Origin of the sequence: Aureimonas phyllosphaerae (assembly GCF_900113065.1) — a bacterium.
Lineage (GTDB): Bacteria > Pseudomonadota > Alphaproteobacteria > Rhizobiales > Rhizobiaceae > Aureimonas > Aureimonas phyllosphaerae.
The window spans coordinates 89,337-116,074 of record NZ_FOOA01000010.1 but is presented as its reverse complement, the minus strand read 5'-3'; the positions used below and the strand labels follow the sequence as shown (position 1 = coordinate 116,074).

Genomic DNA, 26,738 nt, shown 5'->3' with positions numbered 1-26,738 from the left:
ATGACGCAAGGGCTGCGAGTGAAGCCATTGCGCGATGGTTCGAGAAAGAGCCGGCGCGCGGGAATCGCCTGGGGCCGGTCTCGGGTGCTCCATAGGTAGAAGGGAGGAGCGGCCGGTTCAAGCCGCCGCGCCCCCCGCAGCGCTGCGGGCCGCCCGCTCGGCCAGCGCCTCGGCCATCGCCTGTTCCGTCACCTCGATCAGTCGTGGTCCCTCGCTGTAGAGGAGCGCGGCCCGGATCCGTCGGCCTTTGAAGAGTGGACGCACCATCTCGGCATAGAGCGCGAGCTGCAGGAGATGGGCGGCAGGAACCGCGGCAAGCGATTCGGGAAACGGTCTGTTCGTCTTGTAGTCGAGGATGTGAACGGCATCCGCCGTCACCGCCAGCCGGTCGATCGCACCGCTGACGGCATAGCGTCGCCCGCCGAGCTCGATCTCGCCAGCCACCGCCACCTCCGCCCGGTTGCCGGGGCCGAAGAAGGGGGCGCAGGCGGGCTCGTCGAGGATCGCGAGCGCCTGGCCCGCGATGCGGGTGGCTTCCTCCTCGCCCAGCGCTCGGCCTTCGCGCCGGGCGAAGTCATGCGCTGCCACTTCGCGCGCCTCCGGGGCGAGGTCTGGCAATGCCTGAAGGAGGCGATGGAGAAGAAGGCCGCGTCGCACGCCGGTGCCGGGCCGCCCCGCCGCGCCCAGCACCGGCGAGGCCGACAAGGCCCCTTCGTCGTCCATCGCCGCGACCTCGATCCGGCTACCGCCCGATGCCGTGGATGGCTGCAGCGGACGCGGCGGCAGGTCCTCGGGCGCAAGCTTCGACAGGTCGAGCGCGCGGAAGACCGGCGCGTCGGACGCCGCTATCGGCGGAAGGGCGTCCCCCTCCAGTTCCGAGCCGAGGCGCCAGGCGATGGTCTCGCCCGTGCCGGTGTCCTTGATCTCGCGCGCGTGCGGCTTGAGGGCCGCCTCGACCTTCTGCAGCCAGGACGCCTCGTCCGGCCCGCGTACGCCCGACAGGCCGCAGACCACCAGCCGGTCGGCCGCGCGCGTCAGCCCGACATAGAGGAGACGGCGATACTCGTCCTCGGCGCGCGCGCGTTCGGCCTCCCGCAGGCGCGTGACCGCCGCATCGCGTGCCGACAGGTCCGGGCACCAGAGAAATCCCGGCGGCATTCCGGGCGGCAGGCCGGGCATATCCGACCATTCCATGAGCTTGGCGCCGTGCGAATGGCTGAACGGGGCCGAGCCCGGATCGACCAGGAAGACTACCGGCGCCTCCAGTCCCTTGGAAGCGTGCGTTGTCATGATACGCACCTCGCCGCGCCCATGCTCCATCTCGCGCTTGATTTCGGGCGGCGAGGCGGCGAGATCGGCGAGGAACGCCTCCAGTCCGCCGCGCCCCGCCTGCTCTTCGGCGAGCGCCAGATCGAGGAACGCGTCCACCACGTCGCCGGCATCGCGGCCGAGCCGCGCGACGAGCTTCGCGCGGCCCTCCTCGGGGCCGAGGATGCGCGCGAAGAAGGTGAAGACGGTCTCGAAGCCGGCGCGACGGCGCAGCTCCTCCAGCCGGTCGAAGGCGCGGGCGGCCTTGTCGCGCAGCCGCTCGCGCGCCGCACCCGTCACGAAGGCGGGCACGCGTTCCGCGCCGCCCGGCCGCGCGAGGCGGCGCAGCGCGAAGTAGAGCGCCTCGGGCTGCTTCGTGCCCTTGCGCGACAGGGCGAGCGCCATCAGTTCGTCGTCGCTGAAGCCGAAGAGCGGGCTTTTCAAGGCGGCGGCGAGCGACAGCTCGTCCTCGGCGTTCGACACGGTGCGCCCGAGCGCGACGAGGTCGGCGACGGCGATGTGGTCGGTAATCACCAGTCGGTCGGCGCCCGCGGCGGGAATGCCTGCGGCCCGCAGCGCCGCGCCCATCGCCGCGACGAAGCCGGAGCGCTTGCGAACGAGGATCAGGACATCGCCGGCGTCGAGCGGCCTCAGCTTTCCCTTCACGCGGATCGGACGGCCGATCCAGTCCCTGATGCGGCTTGCGATGCGCGCGGCAAGGCGATGGGCGGGCGAGGATTCCGGCTGGAGATCGACCGGCGTCAGCCAGTCCTCGTGCTGGGGAACGGTCGCCGGCACGACGACCGGCCAGACCTCGATCAGGCCGGGATCGGCGGTGCGCGTCGAGACGTGGACGGGGGGAGCGTCCTCCGACTGGAGGCCGCGCCGGTCGGCGGCGTCGGCGAAGACCTGATCCACCGCCCGCAGGATCTCCGGCACGGAGCGGAAGGACTGGTGAAGCTCGACGGCCGCGAACGGCCGGTCCCCGCCCTCGGCGAGAGAGCGCAGATAGCGCCGCTCGGCGTCGAACATCTCCGGCGAGGCGCCCTGGAACGAATAGATCGACTGCTTCTCGTCGCCGACTGCGAAGACCGTGCGCGGCCTGACGCTCGCCGAGGCGCCGGCGAAGAACTCCTCGACCAGCTGGCGCACCACCTGCCACTGGCGCGGGCTCGTATCCTGCGCCTCGTCGACGAGCACATGGTCGATGCCCTGGTCGAGCTTGAAATGAACCCAGGCCGAGGCGTCCGCGCGTAGCAGAAGATCGGCGGTGCGCACGATCAGGTCCTCGAAGTCGAGCCGCCCGCGCCGGCGCTTGAGCGCCGCGTAGTCCGCCTCGAGCTTTTCGGCGATGGTGAGGGCCGCGCCGCTCGCACGCGCGAGGCGCAAGGTGGCGAGCCGCTCGCGCCGCTCCTCCAGGAACTCGGCGAGCGTCTCCAGCCGCTCCTCGAAGTCGGCGAAGGCGCCCGATACGGCCTTGGTCGCGACGCTTGACGCCTTGTAGCGTCCGCCATCGGCCTTGAAGACGACCGAGCAGAGAGCGGCAAACCGCGCCTCCGGCGTTGCGGCGCTCTCGACGAGGGCGATCTTGGCGGCGAGCTTCGCGTCGGTCGCCTTGCCGCTGCGCTCGGCGGCTTCAGTCAGAGCCTCGCGAAAGCTGTCCTCGAAGCCCGGCGGATCGATCGCCGCGCCGAGCGCGCTCGCCTCCGTTTCGCCGGGCTGAAGACCGAGCGCCCGTCGCAGGCGCTCCTCGGCCGCCTCGCGGCCGCCGACGGCTTCCAGATGCCGGCGCAGCCGGTCGCGGCGCCCGACGATCTCGCCGAGCAGCGTGTCGAGGCCCCATTCGCCCGCCATCGACAGGGCATCGGCGAAGGCGTGCGCGATCGCCGCGTCCTCCGCGTCCTGCCCGCCGGGATCGTCCGGGGTCGTGCGCGCACCCGAGATCAGCATGCGCCGGGCTTCGGCAAGAAGCAGCGCACTCTCGGTGTCGTCCAGCACCTCGAAATGGCCGGGGATATTGGCTTCCAGCGGAAACTGGTGGAGCACCGCCTCGCAGAAGGCGTGAATGGTCTGGATCTTCAGCCCGCCCGGCGCCTCGAGCGCGCGCGCGAAGAGGCGCCGCGCCTCGGCGAGGCGTTCCCGCGACGGTGCGCGCTTGTCGAGATCGCCGATCGCCTTGGACAGCGTCGCCTCGTCCGTCACCGCCCAGTGCGAGAGGCGTGCGAAGACGCGGGTCTGCATCTCGGCCGCCGCCGCCTTGGTGTAGGTGAGGCACAGGATCTTGGATGGCTCGGCGCCCGCCAGAAGCAGCCGCACGACGCGCTCGGTGAGGACGTGCGTCTTGCCAGATCCGGCGTTCGCCGCGACGAAGACCGAGCGTGCGGGATCGGAGGCGATGCGCTGCGCCTCGATCGTGGTGGGAAGCACCTCGCTCATTCCGCTGCGTCCTCGTCTGCGGCGCCGGCACCCGCCGCCGTCCATTCCCGCGCCCGGGCCAGATGGTCGTAGGGGCCCGAGAAGTCTCCGGCCTGGAAGGGGCGGGCGCGCGACAGATAGCCCTTCTCCGGGTTGCGATAGGCGGCCGCCAAGCCCCGGAAGGCACCGAGCGCGGCATCCGACAGGTCGTCGCCCGACTGCGGCTCGCCCGTTCGGCCGCCGTTGTGCGCGAGGCGTTCCTCGTAGAAGTCGCGCTCGCGCAGGCGCACGTAGAGGAGGTCGCGCACGGAGGACGCCGGGCCGAGCTTTTCAAAGCCGCCGAGCCGCGCCATCGCGCCTTCCAGCGGAAGCTGCGGGCTGAGGAGCGTGCGCGCCTGCTTTACCGACGGCGTGGTGCCGGTCTTGTAGTCGATGATCTCCACCGAGCCGTCGCGCATCCGGTCGATGCGGTCGGCATAGCCATGGAAACCGACGCCGATCCCGGGCAGGTCGAAGGCGCCCTTCACCTCGGTCAGGCGCTCGGCGACGTCCGGCGCGCGTTCGCGCTCCCAGGCGATCATGTTGGTCGCCAGCGTCTCCATGCGCGGCCACCAGACGGCCTCGATCTCGGGCGGCAGGGCGGCATCGTCGAAGGCCGCGCGCGCGATGGCGAGGAGCCGCGCCCGTGCGTCCTCGGCATCCGGATCGATGCCGTCGTCCACGAAGCGGCGGAGAATCGCGTGGTAGAGGTCGCCGCGCTCCGGCGCGCCTGGGGCGCGGATCATCTCGGGCAGGGGATCGAGCCGCAGGACGCGGCGGGCGTAGACCGCATAGGGGTCGCGCACCAGCGTCTCGACCTCGGTGAAGGAATGGCGGATCGGCCGCCGGTCCATCGGGGGCTTGGGTTCCGGCCGCGGCGCGCGCGGCTCCTCCGCCCGCTCGTCGAGCCGGCGCGCATGGTGGAGGTAGGTCTCGCCGCGGGTGCGCAGGGCGCTCGCACCGTCCGGTCCCGCCAGCGTCAGGATGCGCTGGAGCCAGCGCGAGGGGATGGCCGGCGCGCCGCCGGCGCGGTGCGAGCGCGCCATCACGACGCGGCAGGCGCCGAGCGCCATCCAGATGTCGTGGGCCGCAAGGCCGATGCGGCGCTCCGGCGGATCGAGCTCGATCTCCGAACGCATGATGCGCGACAGGAAGGCGTCGGAGCGCGCCGTGCCGGGCCATGTGCCCTCGTTCAGCCCGCCGAGGATCATCACGTCGACACTCTGCAGCCGCGCCTCCAGCGCGCCCCAGATGAAGACGCGCTGCGACAGCCCACCGCGCGGCCGCACGTTGATCGAGCGCATCAGCGCCAGCGCCACGTCGGGCAACTCGGGCGCGCGGAAGGCGAAGCCGGTTTCCGGCGCGGCCACGAAGGCGCGCAGCATGTCGCGCAAGGCCGCGCCCGCCTCTTCGGCATAGAGGGCCGTCGGCGCGCCGTCCTCGCCTGCCGCCAGCGCTTCCAGAACGCGCGTCAGGCAGACGGCGTAGTCGGCGAGCTCCTGCTCGCCCCCGTCGCGCAGGTCGGACAGGGGCTGGAGCGCCGCCTCCAGCCGTTCGGCGAGCGCCTGCGCGGCGTCGCGGTCCTCGACCGGCACGAGCTGCACTGGGCGCGGGGCACGGCCGTCCTCGGCCTCCGCGGCCTTGCGACGTTCGGCAAAGAGCTTCGCGAGCCTCGCTCCGTCCGCGACGCCGCAGCCGCCGCGCAGCGCGATCAGCTCGATCGTGCGTGCCGCCTCGCGTGCGCGCGCCGGTGCGAGCCCGAGCCGCAGGAGCGGGTGCTTCAAGAGCGACAGGAGGGTGATCGGGTCGCCCGGCTCCAACGCGACCGACAGCGCGAGCAGGCAGAAGGTGCCCGGCGGCGTCGCGTGCAGCGGGCGGCCGGCGGAATCGTTGGCGGCGACGCCGAAACGCTCGAGCTCGGCCGACACGCGCCGGGCAAGGTTGCGGTCGGGCGTCGTCAGCGCGACGGTCGCGGACGGGTCGGTCAGCGCGTTGCGGATCGCCACGGCGATCGCCAGCGCCTCCTCGCGCTCGTCCGCCGCCTCGATCAGCTCAAGCCCGTCCAGCGCCTCGCCGCCATGCAGGCGATCGGCATCGGACCAGGCGTCGGTGGTTTCGGCCGGGCGCAGCGCGTCGGACAGGAACTTCTCACGCGCCAGAAGCGGATGGCCCCGGTCGGGACACAGGAGCTCGATGCCCTCGCGCTCCACCAGAAGCCCCTGCAGGATGCGCTTCAGGGCATGCTGCGGGTGGCCCGGCGCCGCGATGGAGCGGGAGCGATCGATCGCATCGAAGCTCTTTTCGTCGAGATGGCAATCGACGCCCGGCAGGATCACCGCGCCGTTCGGCAGCCCCGCCACCGCGCGCAGGAAGCGCAGCGTCGAGGGCGCCGTCGCCGTCGAGCCCGCGACGAGGATCGGCCCGCGCGAGCCGCTGGCTTGGAGCCGCTCCGCTTCCGCGTCAAACCAGCGGCGGCGCAAGCTCGCGCGGTCCTCGACCCCGCGCTCCTTCAGGATCGCCGGCCACTGCTCCGACAGGATCGACAGGAAGGTCAGCGTCAGCTGCCACCATTCGGCGAGGCGATCGGGCGCAAGGCCTGTCAGCTTGTGCAGGCCCGCCTCTTCCGTCACCGCCTCGTCCAGAAAGGCGCAGAGGTCCTCGGCCGAATAGAGGGCGTCCGCCGCCGAGGCCGGCAGCACGATCTCCTCGTTCGCGAGAAGGCGCAAAGCCTGCCGGTTCAGCCCGTCCTTCCAGAAGCGCACGAGACGCGCGAGCAGGAGGTGCCGCTCCAACGGGTCCATCGCCGGCGCCAGCGTCTCGCCGAGATCGACGAAGGCCGCGCCCTCGTCGGCTTCCGCCAGCGTGCGGATCGAGGGCAGGATCGCCGATCCACCGCCCATCGCCCGCGCGAACTCGCCCGCCAGGGAGCGCGCCGCGCGGCGCGTCGGCACCAGGATGGTCAGTCCGGCGAGCGCCAGGGGATCGGCGGTAAAGTCCTCGCCGGGCAGGAAACGCCCATCCAGCACGCCGCGCGCCAGCGTCGGCAGGAACGGCAGGGCAGGGGCTATGGAAAAGACATGCGAGGGCATCACGGCCACCCTAGCCGATGGGGATGGCGGGGTTCCACCCCGCACCCCGCCAGGGGAAATGATTTCCCCTGGACCCCTCTTCATTTGAAACGTGTCCGAGATGGGGAAGGGCCGCTGGCCCTTCCCCATCTCGGAAATGGTCCCAAACGAAAAGAAGGGTTCGGGAATTCTTTCCCGAGCGGGGATCGGGGCGGCAGCCCCGCTACGCCCGCTCGGCCCGCGTCGCGCTGGCGGTGAAGGCGGCCTCGGCCTCGGCGATGGCGCGGGGGGTGCCGACGGTGATCCAGAGCCCGTCGAGGCGCACGCCGAAGAGGCGCTCGGCCTCGATGGATCGGTCGAAGACGCGATTGAGCGAGAAGGTCTCCTCCGGCAGGTCGCGGAAGAGGTCGGGCTTCAGGATGCCGGCGCCGGCATAGATGAAGGGGCTCATGTCCCGCTCGGCGACGCGGCGCAGGCGTCCTTCGCGATCCATGGTAAAGTCGCCGCGCCCCTCGTAGCCGGTGGCCTGCCGCATCTCGGCGATGAGGAGCGACATATCGGCCTCGTCGGGATTCCAGAGATCGGCGAGGAGGTCGAGGTTGTCGCGGTAGCCGTCGATCCAGAACGTGTCGGAATTGATGAGATAGAACGGATCGTCGCCGATCAGCGGCAGGGCGCGCACGATGCCGCCGCCCGATTCAAGCAGCTTGTCGCTCTCGTCGGAGACCAGCACCTCCATGTCGCGGCGCTTGCGCAGGTGCGCGCGCATCAGGTCGGCCATGTAGTGGACGTTGACGACGACGCGCTCGACGCCGTTGCGGGCGAGCGCGTCGAGGCCGTAGTCGATCAGCGCCTTGCCGCGAATCTCGACCAGCGGCTTCGGGATGGTCGAGGTGATCGGGCGCATGCGCTTGCCGAGACCCGCGGCGAGAATCATCGCGGTCTTCGGCTTCGGGGCGCGGGGCAGGCGGGCGGGAATGATGCGGGCGTTCACGTCGGGCTCTTAGCGGTGTGGGGCGTCGGCTTCGTCCAGAAGGTGCCATGCCTCGTAGAGACTGGCCAGTTCGCCGAGCGCCGGATGGGTCAGGATCGTCCTGAGATAGGCTTTAATCCGGGGAATGTGACGCAGGTATTGCGGCTTGCCGTCGCGAAGGAGCAACCGGACGAAGATGCCGAGAATCTTGGTCTGGCGTTGCGCCGCCATGATCGCATAGGCGGCGGCGAAGCCGGCCTCGTCGAAGGCGGGATCGGCTTTGCGGCGCGCGTCGACATAGGCGCCGCGCAGGCGGCCTTCCAGCGCCGGCTCGATCGTGACGCGCGGGTCGTGGGCAAGGGCGGCGACGTCGTAGGCCGAGGGGCCGACCATCGCGTCCTGGAAGTCGAGGAAGGCGATGCGGTCCAGACCGGTCCGCTCAGCGCGCCAGACGAGATTGGGCGCCTGAACGTCGCGCTGGACGATGTGGCGCTCGGCCGTGTCGAGGGCCGTGAACAGCCGGGACCAGACGGATTCGAAGGCAGAGCGCTCGCCTTGCGTCTCGGGCCGGCCGAAGACGTGCGGCAGGTACCAGTCGACGAGGAGGCTCGCCTCGATCGCCATGGCGGCGTGGTCGAACGGCGGCACCTCGTAGGGGCGTCCGTCCGGCAGCACGAGATGCGGATCGAACGGCGTCGCGTGGAGATGGGCGAGCGTCAGCATCGCCGTCTCGTAGCGCTCCGGGATAGGGCGACCGTCCGCGTCGAGGACACCCTCGCGGCCGAGGTCCTCCATCAGGACAAAACCGCGCGACGTATCGAAGGCTTCGATCTGGGGCGTCGCCAGCCCGCGCTCGCGCAGCGCCCCGGCGACCGCGACGAAGGGCACCGTGTTGCGGGCCGAACGGGCGATCTCGGCATAGGCGCGCCCGTCCCGCACCGGGGGGCCGAGCACGAGATCGGGCGAATCCATCAGGATGAGGGGCCGCCCGGCTGCGGTGGTCAGCACCTCGTAGCGGCGCGCGGAGGCGTCGCCCGGAAAGGGCTTGCGGTCGGCGTCGCCTTCGCCGGACGCCGCGAGGAACGCGTGGAGCGCCAGCGGGCGTTCGATGCGGGCCGCGGCCTCGGGGAGCGCGTGTATCGCCACCTGCCGCCCGCCGCCGGGCCGGTCCGCAAGCGTGAGGCGTAGGTTGGCGGCGCGCAGGACATCCGGCGCGTGCTCCGGCCATTCGGCCAGCACGATGCCGGTCTCGGCCGCTTCGTCGAAGCCGAGTTCAACGAGTTCGTCGGGATCGCCGATCCGGTAGAGGTCGAAGTGGCTGATGCGCGGGCGCGTCGGATAGAGCTGCACCAGCGTGTAGGTGGGCGAGGGGACCTCGAGGTCGGGATCGCCGGCCACGGCCCGGATGAGCGCCCTGGCGAGCGTCGTCTTGCCGGCGCCGAGCGGCCCCGACAGGGCGACGACGTCGCCCGTGTTGAGGAGCGGCGCGAGGAGGCGCGCCAGCCGGATCGTCGCGGCCTCGTCGGCAAGGTCCAGCGTGAAGGTGCGGATCTCGTCGGCGAACGCGCCCGAAGCGTCCGTCATTCGGCGGCGAGGTCCTGCTCGTCGCGGCCGAGCGGGAAGCGGCAGGTCACGGTCGTGCCGCCCTTCGGGCCCGACTGGATCTCGACCCGGCCGCCGTGCAGCTCGACGAAGGAGCGCACGATGGACAGGCCGAGTCCGGCCCCCGACTGCCGCCCGCCGGATGGATTGGTCTCGAAGCGCTCGAACAGGCGCGCGACCTCGCCGGGCGCGATGCCGGGACCCTGGTCGGAGACGCTGAACACCATCTCGCCGTTGCTGCGCACGGCCTTGAGGTTCACCGTCGAGCCCGCCGGCGCGAAGTTGGCGGCGTTCGACAGGAGGTTGAACAGGATCTGCGTGACGCGGTGCCCGTCGGCACGGAAGGTCGAGCCGGCGCGGCTGAGGTCGATGTTGAGGATGATGTCGTTCTCGCGGAACCGGTCGCGCACGCCGTCGGCGGCATGGCCGACCGTGCCGGCGACGTCGACGTCGGTGAGATCGAGGTCCATGATGCCGGCGTCGATCGTCGCGAGATCCAGGATGTCGTTGACGATGGTCAGGAGCGACGAGGTCGAGGTGCCGATATAGTCGAGATATTCCGACTGGCGGTCGTTCAGCGGCCCCGTCTCGGGCGAGCGCAGGAGCGCGGAGAAGCCGATGATATTGGTCAGCGGCGAGCGCAGCTCGTAGTTGACGTGCTGGACGAAGTCGCTCTTGAGGCGCGCGGCGTTCTCCAGCGCGTCGTTACGCTCGCGCAGCATGCGCTCGGCCTCGCGCGCGTCCGAGATGTCGGTGAAGGTGAGCATGGTCTGGCCGTTCGGCAGCGGCACGATGCCGTAGGCCTGGACGCGCCCGTCCGACAGCTCGATCTCGCCGCTCTCGGCCTCGCGCGCGCCCTCGTCGAAGGCGGTGACGGCATGGGAGAAGGTCGCCCAGGTCGGGCCGGCCTCGCCGCCGAGCGGCGCGCGGATCGAAACCGAGGCGGTGGCCGCGAAGGAGCGGATGTGCGGCTTGGCGGCGAGGAACTCGGCCGACAGGCCCCAGAGTTCGGCGAAGATCGGGTTGGACAGGCGCAGGCGCCCGTCCTGGCCGAACACGGCGACACCCTCGCGCAGATAGTCCAGCGTCTCGCCCTGCAGGCGCACCAGCGCGTTGAGGCGCGACTCCAGCTGCAGCTTCTCGGTGAGGTCCTCGAACACCCAGCTCGCGCCGCCGCGCGGCTCGGGGCTGGCGAAGACGCGCAGCGTGCGCCCGTCGGTCAGGTGCCAGAGCGCCTCGGTCGGCTGCGTCGCGCGGTGCGCGGCGAGGATGTCGGCCTTGACGTCGCGCAAGGGGCGGTCGTCCGGCAGGATGCCGCGCGAGCGCAGCTGGTCGAGGATACCGATGTGGTCGGGCGCGGTCTCGAGATAGGTCGTCGACAGGTCGAACAGCCGGGCGAAGGCCGCGTTGTGATAGAGGAGACGCGTCTTGTCGTCGAAGCGCGCGATGGCGGTCGTTAGCTGGTCCAGCGTCTCGGAGTGCGAGCGTACGGTCTCGTCGAGCTCGCGCCGGATCGCCTCGGCGTCGGAGATGTCGATCGCAAGCCCCGCCGCGCCGAACGGACCAGCCGCATCGACGACGTGGAAGTTGCGCCGGTCGGCCTCGACCACGGCGCTGAGCCGGTCGCTGAAGTGGCTGGCCTGACGGCGCGTCGCGGCGATGCGGGTGCGATCCTGCTCGTTCAGGAACTCGGTCTGCGCGGTGACGGCGCCGGTGACGCCCGGCGCATCGACGGCCTTGGCATAGGCGTCGTTCACCCAGATCAGGCGCTCGTCGGCGTCGCGCACCCACATCGGCAGGGGCGCCGCGTCGAACAGCGACTGCATCGTCTCGATCATGCCGTTGGTGCGGGCGTTCTCCACTTTAAGCGCCGCCAGTTCCTCGCGCAGGCCCGACAGGGGGGCGAAGCGCACGGTGGCGAGCGCGCCGACGGTGCGGCCCGAGGCCTCGATCAGCCGCCCGTCCGGGCGCTCGATCTCGAGGCGGAAGGGCTCGGCGCGGGTGCGAAGCTGCGCGATCGCGGCTTCCAGCCGGCGCGCCTCGCCGGCATCCATCCAGCCGGAGAAGTCGAGGAAGCCGGCGGAATCGCTGGGGACGCCAAGATTCTTCGGCAGCGTTCCGATGATGTCCGGGGCGCCGGTGCCGGCATAGACGACGAGGCGCTGGTGATCGTCGTTGAGGAGGCCGGCGCGCCGGTCGGCCTCAGTCAGCGCGTCGGCGAGTTCCGCGCGGAGCCGGACATTCTCCTCGGCGGTCGCAGCCTGCTGGCGGATCAGCCAGAAGGCCGCGATCATCGCCGCGCCGATCGTCAGGGCCACGAGGGCGAGATAGAGGAGCGGCTCGGCGGCGAGCGGCTGGGCCTCGGCCTGCGCCCGCGCCGGACCGTTGCCGAGAACGAGGACCGCCGACGCCAGCAGCGGAGCCCACGCGTCCCGTCGCCACTTGGCGTTCCGGCCAGCTTTCAACGAGCAGGTCCCCCGACCCGCCTCCTGCACTGATTCGCGCGTCCGCATCGCGTCCTTTCAGCCGCCCCTCGAGCGAGGCGGGTGTCCCCGTAAGCGCCCCCGCTCCCCAACGGCAGGCATGCAGGCGAATCTAAACGGTGGATAACCGTCCGCAAAGCGTCGATCGGACACGCATCGGAAAAAAGAAAAGGCGCCGGGGGGCTTGCCCCCGACGCCCTCTTGCTATGCGGCCCCCGCCATCGCGACGGGTGGCCGGTCCGTCATCAGTAACGATAGTGCTCGGCCTTGAACGGGCCCTGCGGCGTCACGCCGATATAGGCGGCCTGATCCTCCGAGAGGGTGGAAAGCCGGGCGCCGAGCTTGTCGAGGTGGAGGCGCGCGACCTTCTCGTCGAGGTGCTTGGGCAGGACATAGACCTGGTTCTCGTACTTCTCGCCCTTGGTGAAGAGCTCGATCTGCGCCAGCGTCTGGTTGGTGAAGGACGCCGACATCACGAAGGACGGGTGGCCGGTCGCGTTGCCGAGGTTGAGGAGACGGCCCTCCGACAGAAGCAGCATGCGCTTGCCGTCCGGGAAGGTCACCATGTCGACCTGCGGCTTGATGTTGATCCACTGCAGGTTGCGAAGGCTCGCCACCTGGATCTCGTTGTCGAAGTGGCCGATGTTGCCGACGATGCACATGTCCTTGACGGTGCGCATCGTGTCGAGCGTCACGACATCCTTGTTGCCGGTGGTCGTGATGATGATGTCGGCTGTCGGCGCGGCGTCCTCGAGGGTGACGACCTCGAACCCGTCCATCGCCGCCTGCAGCGCGCAGATCGGATCGACCTCGGTCACCTTCACGCGCGCGCCCGCGCCCTGGAGCGAGGCGGCCGAGCCCTTGCCGACGTCGCCGTATCCGCAGACCACGGCCACCTTGCCGGCCATCATTACGTCGGTCGCGCGGCGGATGCCGTCGACGAGCGATTCCTTGCAGCCGTACTTGTTGTCGAACTTCGACTTCGTCACCGAGTCGTTGACGTTGATCGCCGGGAAGGGCAGGAGGCCGCGCTTCTGCAGCTGGTAGAGGCGGTTGACGCCCGTCGTCGTCTCCTCCGTCACGCCCTTGATGGCGTCGCGCTGGCGGGCGAAGAAGCCGGGGGTGGCCGCGAGGCGCTTGCGGATCTGCGCGAAGAGGACTTCCTCCTCCTCGGAGCCGGGATTCGACAGGACGTCCTCGCCGGCTTCCGCGCGCGCGCCGGTCAGGATGTACATCGTGGCGTCGCCGCCGTCGTCGAGGATCATGTTGGAGGGCTCGCCGTCCGGCCACTGGAAGATCCGGTCGGTGTAGTCCCAGTATTCCTCGAGGCTCTCGCCCTTGACGGCGAAGACCGGCGTGCCGGTCGCGGCGATCGCGGCCGCGGCGTGGTCCTGCGTCGAGAAGATGTTGCACGAGGCCCAGCGAACCTTGGCGCCGAGCGCCTGCAGGGTCTCGATCAGGACCGCGGTCTGGATGGTCATGTGCAGCGAGCCGGTGATGCGCGCGCCCCGCAGCGGCTGGTCGGCGCCGAACTCCTCGCGGCAGGCCATGAGGCCCGGCATCTCGGTTTCCGCGATGTCGAGTTCCTTGCGGCCCCAATCGGCCAGCGAAAGATCCTTGACGACGAAATCGCCCGTATTGGCCATGCGGAAGCTCCTTGGATGGGGCAGCAGGCTCGGCCGAGCCGTCCGGTGCCGCCGTTCAAGGCGCTTCCTTAGCAGGAGAGAGGATATAAGGAAATCCTTATATCGTTATCTCGGCGGTCAGCAGTCCTCGCCGAACCGGTCCGCGACCAGCGCCGAGATCGCCGCCACGGCCTTGTCGGCGTCGTGGCCCTCGGCGCGCACGTCGATCGTGGTCCCCTGGCCGGCCGCCAGCATCATCAGGCCCATGATCGACTGGCCGCCGACCGACAGGCCCTCGCGCGAGATGGTGATGTCGCAGTCGAACTGTTCGGCGAGCTGCACGAACTTAGCCGAGGCGCGGGCATGGAGGCCCTTGCGGTTGACGATGGTCATCGTCTGCTCGACCGGGCCGGAGGCGGGCGAGCCGGCTTGAAGCGATTCGGGCGGCGAGGGGAAGTGTTCTGACTTGTCCATGGCTCGGCCGCCGATGATCCGTTGAACCTGTTCGAGAGCTACTTGCCGCTGAGGATGCGGCTTGCGACGGCGATGTACTTGCGGCCGGCATCTTGGGCGGCGACGAGCGCGTCGGCCATCGGCTTCTCGCCGCGCACGCTGGCGAGCTTGATCAGCATCGGCAGATTGACGCCCGCAAGGACATCGATGTTGCCTTCGTCCATCACCGAGATGGCGAGGTTGGACGGGGTGCCGCCGAACATGTCGGTCAGGATGATCACGCCCTTGCCGCGCTCGGCCTCGCGGACCGCCTGGAGGATGTCCAGCCGCCGCTGCTCCATGTCGTCGTCGGGACCGATGCAGATGGTCTCGAACGCCTCCTGGCGGCCGACCACATGCTCCACGGCGAGCTTGAATTCACGCGCGAGCTGGCCATGCGTCACCAGCACCAGTCCTATCATACGTCGACCATCCCGGACTCCGCCACTTCCCTGTGCAACGGATTGTGCGCTTGCGGCCAGATTGCTGCAAGACGCAGCAAGTCACACCCCTCGGAATCTTTCCAGACTGGCGCCGAACGCCTGCATTCCGGGACTTTTTCCTCATTCACGAAGCCGCGACGCGAATGCTGCGACGCGATATCAACCGGCGCGCGTGGCGGTCCAGAACGAGGGCGTCGCGACGAGGGTCAGAAGGACGTCGGCGGCAAAGGACGGATCGCGCTCGGGCAGCACAATCCGTCGAATCCCGATCCCTAGGAGGATCACGGAGCCTTCCTCCGGCAGGCGCTCGATCGAGCCGCGCGGCACGAGATCGACCACGAGGTCGAGACCGGTCTCGGCGACATGCGGCCGGGACAGGAGACCGATGCCGCGCACCTCGATCAGCCCGGCGGTGGCCGCCGGAGCCTCCCCGTAGAGTTGCGCGCCTCGCGGCTCGACGAAGACCTGATCGTCCGACACGAGGACGGCCTCGAGACCTGCGGCGCCGCCCCGGGCGAGAGCGGCGAGCGCGAGGGAGGACTTGCCGCTGCCCGAGGGCCCACGCACGAGAAGGCCCCGCCCGCCAAGGCGCAGCGCGCTCGCATGGAGGTTGACCCTTGCGCTCACGTGTCGGCCGGAAGCTCGACGGTGAAGCGAGCGCCCGCGATGGTGCCGGGCGCCTTGGGATCGGCCATGTTCTCCGCGCGGATCTCGCCGCCGTGCGCCTCGACGATCTGGCGCGAGATCGACAGGCCGAGACCGGAGTTCTGGCCGAAGGATTCGGCACCCGGACGATCGGTGTAGAAGCGCTCGAAGATGCGGTCGATCTTCTCGGCCTGGATGCCGGGCCCGTTGTCCTCGATCGTGACCACGCAGGCGCGAGTGCGGCGCTGCAGGCGCACCAGGATGCGCCCGTCTTCGGGCGGCACGAAGGAGCGCGCGTTGTCGATGAGGTTGGTGAAGACCTGGCTGAGGCGGAGGTCGTGGCCGGCGACGCGGTAGGTCTTGCCGGGCGGCAGTGGCGCGACGGTCAACTCGATCGCAATGCGCTGCTCCGGCTTCAGATGGGCACGCGCCCCGTCCACCACCGAGCCGACGAGGCCGGCGAGATCGACCTCGCCTGCCACCTCGCGCGCCAGCTCGGCGTCGAGGCGCGAGGCATCGGCAATGTCCGTGATCAGCCGGTCGAGGCGCTTCACGTCGTGCTGGATCACGGCGAGCAGACGCTCGCGCGAGCTTTCATTGCGCGCGAGGGGCAGCGTCTCGACCGCCGAGCGCAGCGATGTCAGCGGGTTCTTCAACTCGTGGCTGACGTCGGCGGCAAAGCTCTCGATCGCGTCCATGCGGGCATATAGCGCATTGGTCATGTCGCGGATCGCCGAGGCGAGATGGCCGACCTCGTCGGCGCGGTCGCCGAAGTCGGGGATCTCCTCGCGCGCGGTGACGCCCCGGCGCACGCGGATCGCAGCGGCCGACAGGCGGCGGAGCGGGGTCGCGATGGTGGAGGCGAGCAGCGCCGAAAGGATCACCGTCACCATCGCGGCGACCGCGAAGGTGCGCACGATCGCCATGCGCTCGGCCTGCACGATCTTGTCGATGTCGCCGCCTTGCGTCGACAGGAGGAGGACGCCGAGCACCGCGCGGAAGCGCTGGATCGGCACGGCGACGGAGACGATCAGCTCGCCGTTCTCGGTGGAGCGGACGAGCGCGCGGGGGCCGCCGGTGAGCGCGCTCATCACCTCCGGATAGGTCGAGCCCGAGCCGCCTGGCGTCTCCTTGTAGACGGGGAGATCGCCATGGCCGAGGAGGCGGCCCGTCTCGCGGCTGATCCAGGCGAAGATGCCGGTTTCCTCTTCGCTCTCCACCGGCGGCAGGTCGTAGCGCAGGATCTGGCCGCGCGAGTAGAGATGGCGCGAATCGAGGATGAGGTTGGCGTCGCGATCGTAGAGGCGAGCGCGCGTGCGGGTCGGCGAGATCAGCCGCCGCAGGAGGGGGGCGACGCGCTCGGGATTGATCGGAAAGTCGAGCGATTCCGACTGGTCGGGATTGGGCTGAAGTGTCGCGCCAGCCTGAAGCTCCAGCAGCCGCTCGGGGTCGACGGTGATTGAATCGGTCTCGACCGTCGCCGAGGAGGCGATGGCGCTCGCGATGATCTCGCCCTGCGTGAGAAGGCTCTCGACGCGCGCGTCGATCAGCCCGGCGCGGAACTGGTTGAGATAGAGGATGCCGGAGACGAGGACGATCAGCGCGACGAGGTTGAGGAAGACGATGCGCCGCGTCAGCGAGGAGAACACCGAGTGGCCGAGAAGGCGCCGGGCGCGGATCAGAAGCCGGCGCACCAGCGGCTTTCGCCGCCAGCGACCCACCCGCCGGCGCGCGGCCGCTGTGCGTCCCGTCTCGGATGTGTCCGTCGCCGTCAAGGCCGGCGGTCCATCAGACTTCGCGGAAGCGATAGCCCACGCCGTAGAGCGTCTCGATCATGTCGAAGTCGTCGTCGATTGCCTTGAACTTCTTGCGCAGGCGCTTGATGTGGCTGTCGATCGTGCGGTCGTCGACATAGACCTGCTCGTCGTAGGCCGCGTCCATCAGGGCGTCGCGGCTCTTCACGACACCCGGACGCTGGGCGAGCGAGTGCAGGATCAGGAACTCGGTGACGGTGAGCGTCACCGGCTGGCCCATCCAGGTGCAGGTGTGGCGCTCCTGATCCATCACCAGCTGGCCGCGTTCCAGCGAGGACTCGGGCGCGGCACCCGGCTTGCCGGCCTGCGCCTCGCGCGGGGCGCCGCGGCGAAGGATGGCGCGCACGCGCTCGACGAGGAGCCGCTGCGAGAAGGGTTTGCGGATGTAGTCGTCGGCCCCCATCTTGAGACCGAAGAGCTCGTCGATCTCCTCGTCCTTCGAGGTCAGGAAGATCACCGGCAGGTCGCTCTTCTGGCGCAGGCGTCGCAGGAGCTCCATGCCGTCCATGCGCGGCATCTTGATGTCGAAGATGGCCAGATGCGGCGGCCGGGCCGACAGACCTTCCAGCGCCGAGGCGCCGTCGGTGTAGGTCTCGACCCGGTAGCCCTCGTTCTCCAGCGCGATCGACACGGACGTCAGGATGTTGCGGTCGTCATCCACCAGCGCGATCGTCGGCATCTCGTTACAACTCCTGTTCCGGCGGGCGGGCGCTCGCCTTCGACCCAGCGAAGCGCCGGAAACGCCCGGTGTCCGCATCGTCGCCGACGCGGACCCGATTCCCTGTCTGAAAGGGAAATGTGGCGTTCGTGGCGCTTTTGCAACGCCTAAAGCATTTCCGCGTCCCGCCGGAACGCCTGCGCGGGTCGGTTCAGAGGTTGACCTTGACGTTCTCGGTGGTGTCCGGCCGCGGCTTGTCGCCGACATAGGCCTTCGCGAACTCCCAGGCCTGCGTGATCTTGTTGGAGGTCACGTCCCAGATTTCGGCCTGATGCGGGCGGATCACGAGGATGGCGGTGTCGGGTCCGTCCTTGCCGCCCGGCATCCAGGCCTCCGCCTGCGGATCCCACGCTTCGTCGATGCGCGCGCGGTCGGTGGTCACGCTCGCGGTGCCGGAAACGGCGACATACTCTTCCTTCTTCACGAAGGAGCAGGCGACCTGATCGTCCGCCTGGATCTCGTCCACCTTGTGGGAGCTGCGGTCGGTGACGAACAGGATCTCACCGCGCTCGCGCGAGATCTTCGGCGCCATCGGCCGCGAGCGCAGCTGCCGGCCGTCGCGCGTCGTGACCATGCAGGTCTCGAAGTCCCCGATCATGTCCCAGAACTTCTCGTTTGCCGACTCGGCCATGTCTCGTCCTTTCGTGCCTGAACCTCGGCCTCTCAACGCGCCGCGCGGCGAAAAGTGCCCCGGCACGCGGCAGAACCCCTCGAATGCCAGCGAACGGCAAAATAATTTTTGCTTGAGTTTATCCGATTGAAGCGAAGCGTTGAACCGATTTAGGTGGGGTCCATCATGTTTTAAATCGTTTGATATTGAGAAGACCATGTATTTCCGTAGCTTTTCGACAGTTGCCGCCCGCCGGTATCGGCGATATTTGCTTGGCTCATGCCGGGGCGGCCCGGTGTTTTTTCGAGGAGCAGGCACATGGATGAATTCGGGCTCCGCAACCCCGATCGCGGCATCGAGACGACCGGCCTCGCGAACGTGTCGTCCCTGCGCTGGAACCTTTCGGAAAGCGAACTCGTCGAGACCGCCGTGCGGCAGGGCGAGGGCACGCTGACCGCCCATGGCGCGCTGGTGGTCACCACCGGCCAGCACACCGGCCGCAGCCCCAGGGACAAGTTCGTCGTGCGCGACGAGACCACCGAGGATCGCATCTGGTGGGACAACAACAAGCCGATGGCGCCGGACGCCTTCGAGCGCCTCTATGCCGACTTCAAGGCGCATGCCGAGGGGCGTGACCTCTTCGTGCAGGACCTCGTCGGCGGCGCCGACAAGGACAACGCGATCAAGGTGCGCGTCGTCACCGAGTTCGCCTGGCACTCGCTCTTCATCCGCAACCTCCTGATCCGCCCGGAGCGCGCCGCACTCGAGAGCTTCGTGCCGGAGCTGACGATCATCGACCTGCCGTCCTTCAAGGCGGATCCGGAGCGCCATGGCTGCCGCACCGAGACGGTGATCGCCTGCGACTTCACGCGCAACATCATCCTGATCGGCGGCACGACCTATGCCGGCGAGATGAAGAAGTCGGTCTTCACGGTCCTCAACTACCGCCTGCCCGAGACCGGCGTGATGCCGATGCACTGCTCGGCCAATGTCGGCGCCAACGGCGACGCGGCCGTGTTCTTCGGTCTGTCCGGCACCGGCAAGACGACGCTTTCGGCCGACCCGAAGCGCACGCTCATCGGCGACGACGAGCACGGCTGGGGCGAGAACGGGATCTTCAACTTCGAGGGCGGCTGCTACGCCAAGACGATCCGCCTGTCGGCCGAAGCCGAGCCGGAGATCTTCGCCACGACGCGCATGTTCGGCACGGTCCTCGAGAACGTGATCCTCGACGAGCGCCGCGTGCCCGACTTCGAGGATGGCCGGCTCACCGAGAACACGCGCGCCGCCTATCCCCTGCACTTCATCCCGAACGCCAGCGAGACCGGCCTCGGCGCGCACCCGAAGAACATCATCATGCTGACGGCGGACGCCTTCGGCGTGATGCCGCCGATCGCCAAGCTGACGCCCGAACAGGCGATGTACCACTTCCTGTCCGGCTACACGGCCAAGGTCGCGGGCACCGAGAAGGGCGTCACCGAACCGGAGGCAACCTTCTCGACCTGCTTCGGCGCGCCGTTCATGCCGCGTCACCCGGCCGAATACGGCAACCTCCTGCGCGACCTCATCGCGAGCCACGGCGTCGACTGCTGGCTGGTCTCGACCGGCTGGACCGGCGGAGCCTACGGCACCGGGCGGCGCATGCCGATCAAGGCGACGCGCGCGCTTCTCGCTGCCGCGCTCGACGGCTCCCTGAAGAACGCCGAGTTCCGCACCGATCCGAACTTCGGCTTCCAGGTGCCAGTCGCGGTGCCGGGCGTCGACAGTGCGATCCTCGACCCGCGCTCGACCTGGAGCGATCCGGCCGCCTACGACCGCCAGGCCAACAAGCTCGTCGGCATGTTCCGCGCGAACTTCGAGAAGTTCGAGGATCACGTCGATGCGGGCGTCGTCGACGCTTCGCCGGCGCTGGCGCTAGCCGCCGAATAACGAAGAGTCCTCTGGGAGGAGGCAAAGGGGCTCGCGACCTTCGGGTTGCGGGCCCCTTTCGTTTGCGGCAACCACGGGTGAGATGGCGGCGTTGCCGCCGCGAACGCTCGAGGAGACACGACCCATGGCAGAGCCCGGTTCCGCCAAAGGCCTGCCCGTGAACGCCCGCATCACCATTCCCGACGACGAGCTCGAGGAGAGCTTCATCCGCTCGGCCGGGCCCGGCGGCCAGAACGTCAACAAGGTGGCGACCGCGGTTCAGCTGCGCTTTGCCGGCGCCGCGTCCACGGTTCTTGGCGACGAGGTGAAGGCGCGGCTTCTGCGCCTTGCGGGTCAGCGCGCGACCAAGGCCGGGGAGGTGCTGATCGAGGCCTCCCGCTTCCGCACGCAGGAGCGCAACCGCGAGGACGCGCGCGAGCGGCTCGTCGCCCTCGTGCGCGAGGCGCTCGTGCCGCCCCCGCCGCCGCGCAAGAAGACGCGGCCGACGCGCGGCTCGGTGGAGCGGCGGCTGGAGGCGAAGAAGGGGCGCTCGACCGTCAAACGGATGCGCGGCCGCGTCGACGACTGACGTCCCGTCGGACGGCTCCTAAACAAAAGTTGATCGCGGATCATTTTTTCTGCATCCGGCGCATCATCGCCCTCGTAGCTCCTGATGCCCCTCGATGGGAGGGCACCAACAGGGGAAACGGACCCATGATCTCCAAGCTGTTCCGCAGTGTCGTCGTCGCCTCGCTCCTCCTCGGCACGGCCGGTGGCGCGATGGCGCAGGGCAAGAGCGTGATGGTCGGCGGCGCGCCGATGTACGCCTCCAAGACGATCGCCGAGAATGCCCCGAACGCCAAGAACCTGAAGACGCTGGTGGCGGCGGTGAAGGCGGCCGGCCTCGTCAAGACGCTCGACGGCAAGGGTCCCTTCACGGTCTTCGCGCCCGACGACAAGGCCTTCGCCAAGCTGCCGGCCGGCACCGTCGAGATGCTGGTGAAGCCCGAGAACAAGGCGATGCTGACGAAGATCCTGACCTACCATGTCGTTCCGGCCAAGGCGACGGCCGAGGCGGCGATGAAGATGATCAAGGACGACGGCGGCAAGCATGTCGTGAAGACCGTCGAGGGCGAGACCCTGACGCTCGCGATGAAGGGCAAGAAGCTGACGATCACCGACGCCAAGGGCAATGTCGCGACCGTCACCCAGGCCGACGTGATGCAGAAGAACGGCGTCGTGCACGTCATCGACACCGTACTGATGCCCTGATCAAGTCTTATGGATTGCCGACGGCCCCGCCTCCACATGGGGGCGGGGCCGTCTCCGTTTCATCCATCACGCACGGGAGCCATGCCATGCAGCGTCGACAGTTCCTTCTCGGCTTCGCGGCCTTCGGGCTCGGGGCTTCAGCCCTCGCGCTGCGGGGCGGCGGCGCGGCCCGAGCGGAAACCTTTCCCTTCACCCTGAGCGACGCCGACTGGAAGAGCCGCCTGACCTCCGACCAGTACGCGGTGCTGCGCCAGGAGGCGACCGAACGGCCCTATTCGAGCCCGCTCAACAATGTGAAGACGAGCGGCCTCTTCCACTGCGCGGGCTGCGACAACGCGCTCTATTCGTCCGCCACGAAGTTCGATTCGGGAACGGGCTGGCCGAGCTTCTGGGCGCCAGTCGCCGGGGCGATCGGCAACCGGACCGACTACGTCCTGGTCTATCCACGCACCGAGGTGCATTGCGCGCGCTGCGGTGGCCATCTCGGTCATGTCTTCGATGACGGGCCGCCCCCGACCGGCAAGCGTCACTGCATCAACGGCGTGGCCATGCAGTTCAAGCCGGGTCCGGTGACCTGAGAGGGACAAGCCTTCGTCAATCTTTGAGGCGCTCAATGATGACGGGGCCGCAGAGGGGCGGCGCGCATTGAACGCAGCCCTTCGGGTCGCCATATCTCGGACAGGTCGAGCGGGGTGCCGCATCAGGGCCCCGACCGACAAGTCGCTTGAGACAAGGGCTTGCCGTGACATGAACAGGATGACGCCGTTTTCTAGTCCGCTGCTTCTCGGTTTCGACGGGGTGGAGCGGATGCTCGAGCGGATGGGCAAGGCCAGCGATGGCTATCCCCCGTTCAACATCGAGCGCATCCGTGCCCCGGGCGAGCGCGAAGGCGCTGCGCGCGACGGGACCGGCGGGGAACCCGCCATTCGCATCACGCTTGCGGTCGCCGGCTTCCAGACGGAAGACCTCGAGATCACGACGGAAGACAACCAGCTGACGATCCGGGGCTCGCAGAGCGACCGGGAGGAGCGCGATTTCCTTCATCGGGGGATCGCCGCACGCCAGTTCCAGAAGAGCTTTCTCTTCGCGGACGGCATGCGCATCCTCGGCGCCCAGCTGAAGAACGGTCTTCTGATGATTGATCTCGTGAAGCCCGAGCCAGAGCGCGTTGTGAAAAAGATCGAGATTACCGTCGAGGATTGAAACCTCGGACCCGATCTCCCGTTTGCCTCTACAGGAGACGCCCATGACCCGTACGAATTCGATCACCCCGTCCGACCTCGCCTCCATCGGCGAGGGGCATCTGGCTTATCTGCGCCGCATGTCGTCCGACGACATCCGTGCCCGTTTCCCTTCCGCCCAGTCGATCCGTCCGGGGCTGAAGCTCTGGGCGCTGTTCTCCGCCGACGGAACGCCGCTGGCGGTCTCCGACGACCGCGGTTCAATCCTGGCGAGCGCTACCGAGAACGAACTGCTGACGGTCAGCATTCACTGACCTGGCACCGATAAGGCGATGAGAGACCGGCCGGACCCTGTCCGCGCCGGTTTTTTCCTGCGCGCTCGTCAGGCCGCGTGCGGCGGCGCCTGATGGGTCATTAGGTGGTGGAGCGAGCTCGCGTCGCGCGAGGCGCGCAGCTCGTTCACCGTGCGCGGATCGCGCAGGAGGCGGGCGATCTTCGAGAGGGCCTTGAGGTGGTCGGCGCCCGAGCCTTCCGGCGCGATCAGGAGGAAGACGAGGTCGACGGGCTGGTCGTCCAGCGCCTCGAAGTCGATCGGCTTGGCAAGGCGCGCGAAGACGCCCTGGATGCGCTGGACACCGGAGATCTTGCCGTGCGGAATGGCGATGCCGTGGCCGATGCCGGTGGAGCCGAGCTTCTCGCGGGCGATCACGGTCTCGAAGATGTCGCGTGCGTCGAGCCCGCTCAGCGCGGCGGCGCGCTCGGAAAGGTCCTGCAGCACCTGCTTCTTGGAATGCGCCTTCAGCGAGGGAAGGATCGCGTCCTCCCGGATCAGTTCGGCCAGCTCCACGTCGTCAATGCCTTCCGCTCAACCGGTCCGCGCAGCCCTCGGCGGGGATGATCGTGCCGGACAAACCTTGCGCAGCCCTTCCCGGACACGCCGATAAACGTCGGCCGGACCTTTTGGGGTCCGGCCGATCATCCGTGCGGCGGGTATCAGACCCGGGCCCGCAATGTCGAGGGGTCGATCCAGCCGACATTGCCGTCCGGGCGGCGGTAGACGATGTTGACCTCCTCCGTGGCGCCGTTCTTGAACACCACGACCGGCCCGTCGCGGCGGTCGAGTTCCATCACGGCGCTGGCGACGCTCATCGTGCCCATGACGAGCGAGGTCTCGGCGATCACCGCGGGCGCGAAATCCTCCGGCACCTCGTCATCCTCCTCGGGCACCGAGCTGATGACCGTGTAGGCGATCTCGCGCGATGCCGCTGCGTTCGCCTTGTGGTCCTTCAGGCGGCGCTTGTAGCGTCGCAGGCGCTTCTCGATCTTTTCGGACGCTTCGGTGAAGCTCGATTCCGGGTCGTGGGTATCGGCGGTGGCCTGAAAGTCGACGCCGCTGTCCAGATGGAGCGTGATGTCCGCGCTGTAGCGCGCGCCCTCCTTGGACAGAACGGTGGCGCCGGAGAAATTTCCGTCGAAGTACTTGGCGACCAAGTCGTTCAGCCGATCCTCGATGCGCGAGCGAAAGGCTTCGCCGACGTCCATGTGTCGGCCCGATACGCGAAGTCCCATTCGTGTCTCCTTCCATTCGTCCGGCGACGGGCCTTCGAAGGCTCTTGGTCGCCGTCATATCGAAGACTTCGCGCGACCATTTCGTTCCGGCCTGCCGGGGGAATCATTCGATCCCAAATCGGTGACGGGGCCAAGGCCCGCGCGCTCAAAAATCCCGGAACGCGTCAGACGGCGAGCCGGCGCGCCTTCATCTCGCGGCGCCGCTGCACCGAGGAGGCGATGCCGAGCGCCTCGCGGTATTTGGCGACGGTGCGCCGGGCGAGATCGATGCCCTCCTCCTTCAGCCGCGCGGCGATATCGTCGTCGGACAGGACGCCGCCGGCGCCCTCCGCGGCGACGAGCGCGCGGATGCGCAGCTTCACGCTTTCGGCCGAATGCGCGTCGCCCCCGTCGCTGGCGGCGATCGCCCCGGAGAAGAAGGCCTTCATCTCCATCGTCCCGCGCGGTGTCGCGAGATACTTGCCGGCGGTGACGCGGCTGATCGTCGATTCGTGCATGCCGACGGCCGCCGCCACGTCCATCAGCGTCATCGGCTTCAGATGGCCGCCGCCGCGCGACAGGAAGGCGCTCTGCTGGCGCACGATCTCGTCGGCCACTTTCAGGATGGTGCGCGCACGCCCCTCGAGCGAGCGCTGCAGCCAGCCGGCGGACTGCCGGCATTGGGCAAGGAACGTCCGCTCCTCGGCGCCGGACACTCCGCCACGCTCCAGATGAACCCGAAGGCGCGGGAAGGCTTCCGGGTTGAGCGACACCCGCCAGCCGTTCGGCGCCGCCGCCTCGCGCGTCACGACCGCATCGGGCACGACGACCGCCGGCGCGTCGAGCGAGAAGGCGGAGCCTGGCCGCGGGTCGAGGGCGCGGATCTCGCCGAGGATGTCGAGAAGCTCCGCCTCGCTCTCGCCGGTGAGGCGCGAGAGGGCCGCAAAGTCCCGCTTGGCGAGAAGCGGCAGATTGGCGATCACCGTTGCCATCACCGGGTCGAACCGGTCGCGCCGGCGGAGCTGGATCGCCAGGCACTCCTCCAGCGAGCGGGCGAAGAGCCCGGCCGGCTCGGCCTCGTCCTGAAGCCGGACGAGAAGCGGCAGGAGGTCGGCCGGCAGACCGAGTTCGGCATCGAGGAAGCCGGAGGCGTCGAGATCGGCGAACCAAAGCTCGGCCAATCGACGCTCCTCGCCCTGTGCAAAGACCTCCGCGATCTCGGCGAGCGCATGAGCGTGCAGCGAAGGCGCATCTTCGCCGATCCGGTCTTCCCAGGACCCCGCATCGGGGCCGGGCGCCGCGGAGCCCGCCCCGCGCGTGTCGAGGAGCCGGTCGGCGGCGTCCGCATGGTGCTCACCCTCGGGCCCGGCGCCGTCCCGGAACGCCGAACCGTCGTCCTGCCAGCCGGACAGCGGCACGGGATCGGTGGTTGGAACGGCCGGCTCCGTCGGCGGCACCGGCGGGGCAGCTTCGGCGGGCGGCACGAGCTCGAGAAGCGGGTTCGCGTCGGCCTCGCGCTGCAGGAAGGCGAGAAGCTCGACGTGGTGGAACTGCAGAAGCCGGATCGACTGCAGAAGCTGGGGCGTCATCGTGAGCGACTGGCTCTGACGCACCTGGAGGTTCATCGACAAGTTCACGGCGATCCTCCCTTCCAGGGCGCCCGTCAGCCAGGGGCAAGCCTCGAAAGGAAACTGGTCCGCATCTTGCTTGTCAAGACAAGCGCGCTAGCGCCGCGTTGGAAATCGTCAATAGGTGAACTGCTCGCCGAGATAGATTCGCCGGACGTCGGGATTGTCCACGATGTCCTGCGGCGCGCCGTGGGTAAGGACGGCGCCGGCGTGCATGATGTAGGCGCGGTCGATGAGCCCCAGCGTCTCGCGCACGTTGTGGTCGGTGATGAGGACGCCGATCCCGCGTCGCGTGAGGTGCCGCACGAGTTCCTGGATGTCGGCGACGGCGATCGGATCGACGCCCGCGAAGGGCTCGTCGAGCAGCATGAAGGTCGGGCGCGAGGCGAGCGCGCGCGCGATCTCGCAGCGCCGCCGCTCGCCGCCGGACAGCGCGGTCGAGGGCTGCTTGCGCAGGTGCCCGATGTGGAACTCCTCCAGAAGCGCAGTGAGTTGGCGCTCGCGCTCCGCCTTCGAGGGCTCGACCATCTCGAGCACGGCGCGGATATTGTCCTCCACCGACAGGCCGCGGAAGATCGAGGCCTCCTGCGGCAGGTAGCCGATCCCAAGGCGCGCGCGCCGGTACATGGGCACGCCGGTGATGTCGTGGCCGTCGAGCTCGATGCGCCCGCCGTCGACCGGCACGAGGCCGGTGATCATGTAGAAGCAGGTGGTCTTGCCCGCGCCGTTCGGGCCGAGAAGCCCGACCGCCTCGCCGCGCCGCACGGCGACGTCGACGCTGTCGACGACCCGCCGGCCTCGGTAGGTCTTGGTGATGCCGCGCGCCACCAGCGTGCCGGCGGACGGATGTGCCCGCGCCTCGCCGGGCATGGCGGTCTCGCGGAGATCGCCGAGGGGACGGCGAGTGGGGGTGTCGATCTGATCGGCCACGAAGCGTCCGGGGTCTGGGCGACCGGCACGAGGCCA

The 26,738-nt window shown here is 69.2% G+C and carries 22 protein-coding genes; 6 read left to right on the top strand and 16 right to left on the bottom strand.

Translation table 11 applies throughout. The features are described from left to right. Positions 1 to 117: 117 nt before the first annotated feature. From addA to BM175_RS13535, 12 genes are all read right to left on the bottom strand, one after another. Positions 118 to 3,744, bottom strand: a complete 3,627-nt coding sequence (addA, locus tag BM175_RS13590; protein WP_090963898.1) for a double-strand break repair helicase AddA — start codon at positions 3,742 to 3,744, stop codon at positions 118 to 120. After that, positions 3,741 to 6,851, bottom strand: a complete 3,111-nt coding sequence (gene addB / locus BM175_RS13585; protein ID WP_090963896.1) for a double-strand break repair protein AddB — start codon at positions 6,849 to 6,851, stop codon at positions 3,741 to 3,743. Before addB ends, addA begins: the two co-directional genes overlap by 4 nt. Positions 6,852 to 7,053: 202 nt before the next feature. After that, complete coding sequence (locus BM175_RS13580) at positions 7,054 to 7,767, bottom strand: nucleotidyltransferase family protein (protein ID WP_090963957.1); 714 nt, start codon at positions 7,765 to 7,767, stop codon at positions 7,054 to 7,056. 66 nt (positions 7,768 to 7,833) lie between these two features. Next, entirely contained in the window at positions 7,834 to 9,387 is a 1,554-nt protein-coding gene (gene tsaE / locus BM175_RS13575; RefSeq protein WP_090963894.1) for a tRNA (adenosine(37)-N6)-threonylcarbamoyltransferase complex ATPase subunit type 1 TsaE, read from the bottom strand. After that, positions 9,384 to 11,870, bottom strand: coding sequence for a PAS domain-containing sensor histidine kinase (locus BM175_RS13570; RefSeq protein ID WP_244545997.1), 2,487 nt, complete (start codon positions 11,868 to 11,870; stop codon positions 9,384 to 9,386). Before BM175_RS13570 ends, tsaE begins: the two co-directional genes overlap by 4 nt. 263 nt (positions 11,871 to 12,133) lie before the next feature. Further along, the gene (gene ahcY, locus BM175_RS13565; RefSeq protein ID WP_090963891.1) at positions 12,134 to 13,534 is read right to left on the bottom strand and encodes an adenosylhomocysteinase; all 1,401 of its coding nucleotides are present in this window, start codon (positions 13,532 to 13,534) and stop codon (positions 12,134 to 12,136) included. 117 nt (positions 13,535 to 13,651) lie between these two features. After that, positions 13,652 to 13,987: an HPr family phosphocarrier protein gene (locus BM175_RS13560; RefSeq protein WP_090963888.1), complete on the bottom strand. Its 336-nt coding sequence runs from the start codon at positions 13,985 to 13,987 to the stop codon at positions 13,652 to 13,654. A gap of 38 nt (positions 13,988 to 14,025) precedes the next feature. Further along, positions 14,026 to 14,427 (bottom strand): PTS sugar transporter subunit IIA, encoded by a 402-nt coding sequence (locus BM175_RS13555; RefSeq protein ID WP_055893695.1) that lies wholly within the window; start codon positions 14,425 to 14,427, stop codon positions 14,026 to 14,028. A gap of 180 nt (positions 14,428 to 14,607) precedes the next feature. Next, the gene (locus BM175_RS13550) at positions 14,608 to 15,075 is read right to left on the bottom strand and encodes an HPr kinase/phosphorylase (RefSeq protein WP_090963886.1); all 468 of its coding nucleotides are present in this window, start codon (positions 15,073 to 15,075) and stop codon (positions 14,608 to 14,610) included. Continuing rightward, a complete protein-coding gene (locus BM175_RS13545) occupies positions 15,072 to 16,868 on the bottom strand; it encodes a sensor histidine kinase (protein ID WP_090963884.1) in 1,797 nt (598 codons plus the stop codon). Before BM175_RS13545 ends, BM175_RS13550 begins: the two co-directional genes overlap by 4 nt. 13 nt (positions 16,869 to 16,881) lie before the next feature. Next, entirely contained in the window at positions 16,882 to 17,586 is a 705-nt protein-coding gene (locus BM175_RS13540; protein WP_090963882.1) for a response regulator transcription factor, read from the bottom strand. A gap of 190 nt (positions 17,587 to 17,776) precedes the next feature. Next, a complete protein-coding gene (locus BM175_RS13535) occupies positions 17,777 to 18,256 on the bottom strand; it encodes a pyridoxamine 5'-phosphate oxidase family protein (protein WP_090963880.1) in 480 nt (159 codons plus the stop codon). 297 nt (positions 18,257 to 18,553) lie between these two features. Here BM175_RS13535 and BM175_RS13530 point away from each other — a divergent pair, with 297 nt between their 5' ends. The 6 genes from BM175_RS13530 to BM175_RS13505 all read left to right on the top strand — a co-directional run bounded on the left by BM175_RS13530 (position 18,554) and on the right by BM175_RS13505 (position 22,910). Next, positions 18,554 to 20,164 (top strand): phosphoenolpyruvate carboxykinase, encoded by a 1,611-nt coding sequence (locus tag BM175_RS13530; RefSeq protein WP_090963878.1) that lies wholly within the window; start codon positions 18,554 to 18,556, stop codon positions 20,162 to 20,164. Positions 20,165 to 20,288: 124 nt separating this feature from the next. Next, positions 20,289 to 20,732: an alternative ribosome rescue aminoacyl-tRNA hydrolase ArfB gene (gene arfB, locus BM175_RS13525; protein WP_090963876.1), complete on the top strand. Its 444-nt coding sequence runs from the start codon at positions 20,289 to 20,291 to the stop codon at positions 20,730 to 20,732. Between the two features lie 125 nt (positions 20,733 to 20,857). Continuing rightward, positions 20,858 to 21,415: a fasciclin domain-containing protein gene (locus BM175_RS13520; protein ID WP_055893676.1), complete on the top strand. Its 558-nt coding sequence runs from the start codon at positions 20,858 to 20,860 to the stop codon at positions 21,413 to 21,415. Between the two features lie 86 nt (positions 21,416 to 21,501). Beyond that, positions 21,502 to 21,993: a peptide-methionine (R)-S-oxide reductase MsrB gene (msrB, locus tag BM175_RS13515; RefSeq protein ID WP_055893673.1), complete on the top strand. Its 492-nt coding sequence runs from the start codon at positions 21,502 to 21,504 to the stop codon at positions 21,991 to 21,993. Between the two features lie 169 nt (positions 21,994 to 22,162). Further along, the gene (locus tag BM175_RS13510; RefSeq protein WP_055893670.1) at positions 22,163 to 22,618 is read left to right on the top strand and encodes an Hsp20 family protein; all 456 of its coding nucleotides are present in this window, start codon (positions 22,163 to 22,165) and stop codon (positions 22,616 to 22,618) included. Positions 22,619 to 22,661: 43 nt separating this feature from the next. After that, positions 22,662 to 22,910 carry a BQ00720 family protein gene (locus BM175_RS13505; protein WP_055893667.1) on the top strand — a complete coding sequence of 83 codons (249 nt, stop codon included), beginning with the start codon at positions 22,662 to 22,664 and terminating at the stop codon, positions 22,908 to 22,910. Positions 22,911 to 22,978: 68 nt separating this feature from the next. Here the strand turns inward: BM175_RS13505 and ptsN are convergent, their stop codons facing one another. The 4 genes from ptsN to lptB all read right to left on the bottom strand — a co-directional run bounded on the left by ptsN (position 22,979) and on the right by lptB (position 26,642). Then, positions 22,979 to 23,443, bottom strand: a complete 465-nt coding sequence (ptsN, locus tag BM175_RS13500; RefSeq protein WP_090963873.1) for a PTS IIA-like nitrogen regulatory protein PtsN — start codon at positions 23,441 to 23,443, stop codon at positions 22,979 to 22,981. Positions 23,444 to 23,589: 146 nt separating this feature from the next. After that, positions 23,590 to 24,165, bottom strand: coding sequence for a ribosome hibernation-promoting factor, HPF/YfiA family (gene hpf, locus BM175_RS13495; protein WP_090963871.1), 576 nt, complete (start codon positions 24,163 to 24,165; stop codon positions 23,590 to 23,592). A gap of 164 nt (positions 24,166 to 24,329) precedes the next feature. Continuing rightward, positions 24,330 to 25,769 (bottom strand): RNA polymerase factor sigma-54, encoded by a 1,440-nt coding sequence (gene rpoN, locus BM175_RS13490; protein WP_210284116.1) that lies wholly within the window; start codon positions 25,767 to 25,769, stop codon positions 24,330 to 24,332. A gap of 120 nt (positions 25,770 to 25,889) precedes the next feature. Further along, entirely contained in the window at positions 25,890 to 26,642 is a 753-nt protein-coding gene (gene lptB / locus BM175_RS13485) for an LPS export ABC transporter ATP-binding protein (RefSeq protein ID WP_090963955.1), read from the bottom strand. Between the last annotated feature and the right edge of the window lie 96 nt (positions 26,643 to 26,738).